This is a genomic window from Bacillus sanguinis (assembly GCF_018332475.1).
GTDB classification, from domain to species: Bacteria; Bacillota; Bacilli; order Bacillales; family Bacillaceae_G; genus Bacillus_A; species Bacillus_A sanguinis.
The window spans coordinates 1-7,006 of the sequence record NZ_BOQB01000296.1 but is presented as its reverse complement, the minus strand read 5'-3'; the positions used below and the strand labels follow the sequence as shown (position 1 = coordinate 7,006).

General features: G+C 37.7%; 7 protein-coding genes. 5 read left to right on the top strand and 2 right to left on the bottom strand.

Going from position 1 to position 7,006, the window contains the following annotated elements:
- Nucleotides 1-165 precede the first annotated feature (165 nt).
- The 3 genes from cccA to KI369_RS24320 all read left to right on the top strand — a co-directional run bounded on the left by cccA (nt 166) and on the right by KI369_RS24320 (nt 2,513).
- Nucleotides 166-522 carry a cytochrome c550 gene (gene cccA, locus KI369_RS24330; RefSeq protein WP_000828147.1) on the top strand — a complete coding sequence of 119 codons (357 nt, stop codon included), beginning with the start codon at nt 166-168 and terminating at the stop codon, nt 520-522.
- Nucleotides 523-687: 165 nt separating this feature from the next.
- Entirely contained in the window at nt 688-1,395 is a 708-nt protein-coding gene (locus KI369_RS24325) for a tRNA (adenine(22)-N(1))-methyltransferase (RefSeq protein WP_212957782.1), read from the top strand.
- Nucleotides 1,392-2,513 carry a Nif3-like dinuclear metal center hexameric protein gene (locus KI369_RS24320; protein ID WP_212957781.1) on the top strand — a complete coding sequence of 374 codons (1,122 nt, stop codon included), beginning with the start codon at nt 1,392-1,394 and terminating at the stop codon, nt 2,511-2,513. Before KI369_RS24325 ends, KI369_RS24320 begins: the two co-directional genes overlap by 4 nt.
- Nucleotides 2,514-2,553: 40 nt before the next feature.
- Here KI369_RS24320 and KI369_RS24315 read toward each other — a convergent pair whose 3' ends face one another.
- Together KI369_RS24315 and vrrA are read right to left on the bottom strand one after the other, a co-directional pair.
- Nucleotides 2,554-3,504: a 4-hydroxy-3-methylbut-2-enyl diphosphate reductase gene (locus KI369_RS24315; RefSeq protein WP_048531213.1), complete on the bottom strand. Its 951-nt coding sequence runs from the start codon at nt 3,502-3,504 to the stop codon at nt 2,554-2,556.
- 89 nt (nt 3,505-3,593) lie between these two features.
- Nucleotides 3,594-4,361, bottom strand: a complete 768-nt coding sequence (vrrA, locus tag KI369_RS24310) for a VrrA/YqfQ family protein (protein WP_212957779.1) — start codon at nt 4,359-4,361, stop codon at nt 3,594-3,596.
- A 180-nt stretch (nt 4,362-4,541) separates the two neighbouring features.
- Between vrrA and KI369_RS24305 the strand changes: the two genes are divergently transcribed.
- A complete protein-coding gene (locus KI369_RS24305) occupies nt 4,542-5,852 on the top strand; it encodes a DEAD/DEAH box helicase (RefSeq protein ID WP_048531209.1) in 1,311 nt (436 codons plus the stop codon).
- A gap of 190 nt (nt 5,853-6,042) precedes the next feature.
- Nucleotides 6,043-6,939, top strand: coding sequence for a deoxyribonuclease IV (locus tag KI369_RS24300; RefSeq protein WP_212957777.1), 897 nt, complete (start codon nt 6,043-6,045; stop codon nt 6,937-6,939).
- Nucleotides 6,940-7,006 lie beyond the last annotated feature (67 nt).

Below are 7,006 nucleotides of genomic sequence, written 5' to 3'. Positions count from 1 at the left end.
AATTATCGAAATAATAAGCGATATAACAATAAAAAACAATAAACTGAATTTATGGAATATTTTTAACGATTAGTAGTTTACTCTTTTCTGATAGAGCGTTTTCAAGTACAATGGAAATGACTGAATCATCTAACTATTTAGCGGTATAGAGGGGGGAGAAGAGATATGAAACGTAATCCGCTGATTCCGTTCGCTCTTATTGCAGCATTAGGTATTATCGTTATGTTTGTATTTTCATTTCAGGGGCTAAATAAATCTAAAGAGTTAGCTGATGCAAAAAATGGTGGGAAGCCAGCACAAACAGCATCAAAGCCAGAGGATATTGTGAAGCAAAGCTGTACGAGCTGCCACGGTGATCAGTTACAAGGGGCGGTAGGACCTAATTTACAAAAAATTGGTGGGAAGCTTTCGAAAGAAGAGATTCAAGAAGTTATTTCGAAAGGAAAAGGAAACATGCCACCAAATATAGTTCCTGCTGATCAAGCCGCTAAAGTAGCTGATTGGTTATCGAAGAAAAAATAAAGTTTCGTATGACAAGCCTTTTGCTTATGCATAGGGCTTGTTTTTCTATATTTTCTAAAATACGATGAGTGATAGAGAACTGAATTGTTGTTATGGGCTTGCAACAACTACTATAAATTCATTATCATGGAGACAGACTGACAAGAGAAGGAGTAATGGAAATACATGAATGAAGTAAAGCTTTCAAAACGATTAGAAGAAGTTGTACGTGAAATACCAGTAGGATCTACAGTTGCTGATATTGGATCGGATCATGCGTATTTACCGTGTTATACAATTATAAATAATATTGCTACAAAAGCAGTTGCTGGAGAGGTTGTAGATGGACCATTTCGCTCTGCGCAAGCAACTGTAGCTGAAAGTGGCTTACAAGATAAAGTAGATGTGCGTAAAGGGAATGGATTAGCTGTTATAGCGCCGGGAGAAGTAGATGTAATTACGGTTGCTGGCATGGGTGGAGCGTTAATTCGTGACATTTTAGAAAGTGGTAAAGAAAAATTAGAAGGTGTAACGCGCTTAATTTTACAGCCGAATATTGCAGCGCATCACATTCGTGAATGGTTTATTGAGAATGGATGGGAGCTTATCCATGAAAAAATTGTAAAAGAAGATGGAAAGATTTATGAAATTATAGTAGGGGAGCGAGGAGACATCGCGGTTCCTTATTCTGAAAATAAACAAGCGGAATTGTTTATGGGGCCATTTTTAATAAAAGAAAAAAGTGAAGCTTTCGTTGAAAAATGGGAAGGAGAATTGAAAAACTTCCAAAATATTCTAAAGCAATTAGAACGTGCGGCTGATTCTGAAGAAACAAAAGCGAAGCGTGCGGAAGTAGAAGCGAAAATGAAAATGATAGAGGAGGTTTTATCATGAGTAAAATTCCAAACGGTCATGAAATAATTTCTTTATTTGAAAGTATGTATCCGAAGCATTTAGCGATGGAAGGAGATAAGGTTGGCCTGCAGATTGGAGCGCTTAATAAACCTGTACAGCACGTATTGATTGCGTTAGATGTAACGGAAGAAGTTGTGGATGAAGCAATTCAATTAGGGGCGAAAGTCATTATTGCGCATCACCCTTTAATTTTTAATCCGTTAAAAGCGATTCATACAGATAAAGCGTACGGAAGAATTATTGAAACGTGTATTAAAAATGATATTGCCATTTATGCAGCGCATACAAATGTGGATGTTGCTAAGGGTGGGGTAAATGATTTACTTGCTGAGGCGTTAGGATTGCAAAATACAGAAGTTTTGGCACCGACATATGCAGAAGAAATGAAAAAAGTTGTTGTGTTTGTGCCAGTAACTCACGCAGAAGAAGTACGACAGGCATTGGGAGACGCAGGTGCTGGTCATATCGGCAATTATAGCCACTGTACGTTTAGTAACGAGGGTACAGGCACGTTTATACCTCAAGAGGGAACAAATCCTTATATCGGGGAAACTGGACGGTTAGAACGTGTAGAAGAAGTGCGAATCGAAACGATTATTCCGGCTTCACTACAGCGAAAAGTGATTAAAGCAATGGTAACGGCACATCCATATGAAGAAGTAGCATATGATGTATATCCGCTTGATAACAAAGGTGAAACGTTAGGGCTTGGAAAAATAGGATATTTACAAGAAGAAATGACACTTGGACAGTTTGCGGAACATGTAAAGCAATCATTAGATGTGAAGGGTGCACGAGTTGTTGGGAAATTAGATGATAAAGTGCGCAAAGTAGCTGTACTTGGTGGCGATGGTAACAAATACATGAATCAAGCTAAATTTAAGGGAGCGGATGTATATGTTACAGGTGACATGTATTATCATGTTGCTCATGATGCGATGATGCTCGGTTTAAATATAGTCGACCCAGGACATAACGTTGAAAAAGTAATGAAGAAGGGTGTACAAAAGCAATTACAAGAAAAAGTGGATGCAAGGAAACTCAATGTACACATTCATGCTTCACAGTTACATACAGATCCATTTACATTTGTATAAGAAAGATAAAAACCGTTGCTCATATAGGCAACGGTTTTTATTATTGTTCTTTTTTCACTTTTACACGAGGTAATATTTTTTGTAATGGTACTTTTCGAACCCTCTCCCATGTAGCGGGATTCATTGGGTCATATTGATCTAAGAAAGCGATAACTTCTTTCGTAATTGGCGTTGGAGTAGAAGCACCTGCTGTAACAGCTACGTTTTCTACACCTTGTAGCCATTCTAATTTGATTTCACTTACATCTGCAACGCGATATGCTTTCGTACCAGCGATTTCTTGTGATACTTGTGCTAAACGGTTTGAGTTGTTACTTTTCGGATCACCGACAACAATTGTTAAGTCTGCAACATCAGCTTGTTTAGCAACAGCTTCTTGGCGCACTTGAGTTGCTAAACAAATTTCTTTATGAAATTCTGCTGTTGGAAATTTCTTCTGAATGTCCTCCATTAAATGTTGAACATCCCATTGGCTCATCGTTGTTTGATTTGTAACTAAAATTTTATCCGTTGGAATTTCTAATGTTTTTAAATCATCAGCTCTTTCAATAAGATGGACGATGTCAGGTGCAATACCAACTGCGCCTTCAGGTTCTGGATGATTTTTTTTGCCGATATAAATGACATGGTAACCTTCAGCTTTCTTTGCTTCAATAAGGTCATGTGTTTTTGTAACATCTGGGCAAGTGGCATCGATTGTTGTTAAACCTTTTTCTTTTGCACGTTGTTTAACTTCTGGAGAAACACCGTGTGCAGTGAAAATAACAGTACCAGAATCGATTTTATCTAAAATGTCTAATCGACTTGGTCCGTCTAATGTGATGATGCCATCTTCTTCAAATGCATCTGTTACATGTTTGTTGTGAACAATCATACCTAAAATATAAATAGGTCTTGGTAATGATGTATCTAATGCGGCGTTACGTGCAATAACCATCGCGTCCACAACACCGTAGCAATAACCACGAGGGGAAATTTTAACAATTTTCATATGAGTAATCCTCTCCTTCTAAACAAGGGATACTTTTGTGCATAGTCTTTTACATTATAAAGGAGGAGTGGATAGAAAACAAAGGATTGTTACACATATAGTTTTGGTTTTGTTGCTATTTTTTGAACAGGCTCCTCTCTTAATTCTTTTTCTATGACTGGCTCAATCACTATTTTTTTTCTTTTTCTTTTTTTTGGTGGAGGAGGCGGAGTTGCTACCTCAACCTTTTCTGTTATGTCTTCAGCCTGATTTTCAGTTGAATCTTCTTCCGTACTTTTGCCAGAGGTGAGGATTTTAACAATGCTTGGTAGGTTACGCATAATAGGACCATACTGTTCGACGACAGGGCTTACAGATTGAACGACTTGGGATACTTTTTCGATATTGTTAATCATATTAGTTGGGTTCGAAATTAAATTTGCAAAAAAACTGCCGATGCCGCTACTTGATGCTGCTGTAGTTGCTGCACCGCCGCGCGTTTCGTTTGATTCGTACATTTGAGGGGGAATCATTTGCTCTGGATGATGCTGCATGTATGGTTGATATTGCTGGGAGTATTGCTGGGAGTATTGCTGCGGGTATTGTTGTTGGTGGTATTGGTATTGCTGTTGATATTGTTGCCGATATTCTGGTGTTGGTTGTTGGTGTTGGTGCATCATTGGCGGTGGCCCTTCCATTTGTCGATAAGGTGGAACCATTTGCATGAAAGGCTCGGTTGGATCGTGTTTTTTAAAGAGTTTAGCAAGGAATCCTTTCTTCTTTTGTGCCATCGGTGGTAGCTGTGGAATTGGATATGGCGTATAAGGTTGCCGCCCTTGATTCGGATACATTTGCCTTGTGGGGGATTTTGGAAACATGTGAGAAATCCTCCTTTCTTCAGTTAGGTATATACACATACAATATGCAATAAGGGGGAAGAAGGTTAGTTTTTGAAGGAAAAACCTAAACTAAAGATGGATTTTACTTGTAGATTTCGATATAATGTAGACTTGACTGATTTGTGCGCGCAGTAGAAATTTAGAAAGAAGGTGTAACTTATGACACAACAAACTTTTACACAGTATGATTTTAAACCATTTTTAATAGATGCAGTTCGTGAACTACGCTTTACAGAGCCGACAGGAATTCAACAGAAGATTTTCCCAGTCGTGAAAAAAGGTGTAAGTGTAATTGGACAATCCCAAACAGGTTCTGGGAAAACACATGCATACTTACTTCCTACATTGAACAGAATTAATGCAAGTCGTGAAGAAGTACAACTTGTTATTACAGCGCCTACTCGTGAGTTAGCACAACAAATTTACGAAGAAATCGTGAAATTAACAAAGTTTTGTGCGGAAGATCAAATGATTACAGCACGTTGTTTAATTGGTGGAACTGATAAACAACGATCAATTGAAAAGTTGAAAAAACAACCTCATATTGTAGTTGGAACACCAGGACGTATTAAAGACTTAGTAGAAGAGCAAGCACTATTTGTTCATAAAGCAAATACGATTATTGTCGATGAAGCAGACTTAATGCTTGATATGGGATTCATTCATGATGTAGACAAAATTGCAGCACGCATGCCTAAAAACTTGCAAATGCTAGTTTTCTCTGCAACAATTCCTCAAAAACTAAAACCGTTTCTGAAGAAATATATGGAGAATCCAGAGCATATTCATATCAATCCAAAACAAGTTGCTGCTGGAAATATTGAGCATTATTTAGTACCTTCTAAACATCGTAACAAAATCGATTTAGTGAACAAAATGTTGCTACAATTTAAACCATATTTAGCAGTTGTTTTCACGAATACGAAGAAGATGGCGGATCAGGTTGCTGACGGATTAATGGAACGTGGCTTAAAAGTTGGGCGAATTCACGGAGATTTATCACCGCGTGATCGTAAAAAAATGATGAAACAAATTCGTGACCTTGAATTCCAATATATTGTTGCAACTGATTTAGCAGCACGTGGTATCGATATTGAAGGAATTAGTCATGTTATTAATTACGAACTTCCATCAGATTTGGATTTCTTCGTTCACCGCGTTGGAAGAACAGCACGTGCAGGGCATTCAGGTATTGCAGTGACGATTTATGATCCAGCAAACGAAGAAGCATTAGATAGTTTAGAAAAACAACGTCATATTGAGTTCAAGCATGTAGATTTACGCGGAGATGAGTGGGCCGATTTAGGTGAGCGTCGTCGTCGTAAGAGCCGTAAAAAACCAAATGATGAACTTGACGTTATGGCAACAAAAGTTATTAAAAAGCCGAAAAAAGTAAAACCAAACTATAAACGTAAACTTGCAACAGAACGTGACAAAGTGAAGAAAAAATATAGCAATAAAAAAAGATAAGGGGAGCCCCCTTATCTTTTTTTATCCGGCTATTTGCGAGAGAATAGTCAGTGGAAATGGAAAAAACACTGATTAAAGTTGTGCTGTAGCTAGTTGCAATTTGCGTAGTGTTTTAGGAATAAACAATTCACTACATATTTCTACAAATTATGCTATCATTATATCTATTGTATATTGAAGAGGTGATTGTATGTTAAAGATTGGATCTCATGTTTCCATGAGTGGTAAGAAAATGTTATTAGCAGCAAGTGAAGAGGCTGTTTCATATGGTGCAACGACGTTTATGATTTATACAGGTGCACCGCAAAACACACGAAGAAAACCAATTGAAGAATTGAACATAGAAGCAGGAAGAAAACATATGGAACTAAACGGTATTGAGGAAATTATCGTACATGCTCCATATATTATTAATGTTGGGAATACGACGAAGCCAGAAACCTTCCAATTAGGTGTAGACTTCCTTCGTATGGAAATTGAAAGAACATCGGCATTAGGTGTGGCGAAACAAATCGTTCTTCACCCAGGTGCGCACGTTGGTGCAGGAGCGGATGCTGGTATTCAACAAATTATTAAAGGGCTTAATGAAGTGTTAACGCCAGAACAGACAGTTAACATTGCGTTAGAAACGATGGCAGGAAAAGGAACAGAATGCGGTCGTAGCTTTGAAGAAATTGCAAAGATTATTGATGGTGTAAAATATAATGAAAAATTATCAGTATGCTTTGATACGTGTCATACGCACGATGCAGGATATGATATTGTAAATGATTTTGACGGCGTATTAAATGAATTTGATAAGATTGTTGGTATTGATCGTTTGCAAGTACTTCATATTAATGATAGTAAAAATGTACGCGGCGCAGGAAAGGACCGTCATGAAAATATCGGTTTCGGTCATATCGGTTATAAAGCGTTGCATCATATTGTGCATCACCCGCAGTTAATGCACGTACCAAAAATTCTTGAAACGCCGTATGTAGGTGAAGATAAAAAAGATAAGAAGCCGCCATATAAATTAGAAATCGAAATGCTGAAAAATGGTGCATTTGATGAAGGAATTCTTGAGAAAATTAAAGCGCAATAAGCAATAAGGAGGGGATTTTCCCCTCCTTATTTTAGTAGTTGTTGAAATAAAGTATTTACTTGTTGGG

Bases quoted from the DNA above. Each gene is read 5' to 3' on its own strand.
- KI369_RS24325 (WP_212957782.1), top strand. From the start codon at position 688: ATGAATGAAGTAAAGCTTTCAAAACGATTAGAAGAAGTTGTACGTGAA.
- KI369_RS24300 (WP_212957777.1), top strand. From the start codon at position 6,043: ATGTTAAAGATTGGATCTCATGTTTCCATGAGTGGTAAGAAAATGTTA.
- vrrA (WP_212957779.1), bottom strand. From the start codon at position 4,361: ATGTTTCCAAAATCCCCCACAAGGCAAATGTATCCGAATCAAGGGCGG.
- KI369_RS24320 (WP_212957781.1), top strand. From the start codon at position 1,392: ATGAGTAAAATTCCAAACGGTCATGAAATAATTTCTTTATTTGAAAGT.
- cccA (WP_000828147.1), top strand. From the start codon at position 166: ATGAAACGTAATCCGCTGATTCCGTTCGCTCTTATTGCAGCATTAGGT.
- KI369_RS24315 (WP_048531213.1), bottom strand. From the start codon at position 3,504: ATGAAAATTGTTAAAATTTCCCCTCGTGGTTATTGCTACGGTGTTGTG.
- KI369_RS24305 (WP_048531209.1), top strand. From the start codon at position 4,542: ATGACACAACAAACTTTTACACAGTATGATTTTAAACCATTTTTAATA.